General features: G+C 55.3%; 3 tRNA genes. All 3 read right to left on the bottom strand.

Features of this window, described 5'->3' with window-relative positions:
• Position 1 precedes the first annotated feature (1 nt).
• Positions 2-83, bottom strand: a tRNA-Leu gene (locus IE222_RS26200).
• 7 nt (positions 84-90) lie between these two features.
• A tRNA-Cys gene (locus IE222_RS26195) sits at positions 91-164 on the bottom strand.
• 12 nt (positions 165-176) lie between these two features.
• Positions 177-251 (bottom strand) — tRNA-Gly (locus tag IE222_RS26190).
• Positions 252-284 lie beyond the last annotated feature (33 nt).

The raw sequence follows: 284 nt of genomic DNA, 5'->3' as shown, positions 1-284 counted from the left end.
ATACCGGTGGTCGGGGTCGAACCGACACTCCTCACGGAACACGATTTTGAGTCGTGCGCGTCTGCCAATTCCGCCACACCGGCAATACGATGGAGGCGGCAACCGGATTCGAACCGGTGGTAAAGGTGTTGCAGACCTGTGCCTTACCACTTGGCTATGCCGCCAAAATATACTTATGGAGCGGAAGACGGGATTCGAACCCGCGACCCCCACCTTGGCAAGGTGGTGTTCTACCACTGAACTACTTCCGCAAATATATTAAATGGTGCGGGTGAAGGGAGTCG

Source organism: Neobacillus kokaensis (assembly GCF_014656545.1).
Classification (GTDB): Bacteria; Bacillota; Bacilli; order Bacillales; family Cytobacillaceae; genus Neobacillus; species Neobacillus kokaensis.
The sequence above is the reverse complement of the archived record's forward strand: the minus strand, read 5'-3'. Positions and strand labels throughout refer to the sequence as shown.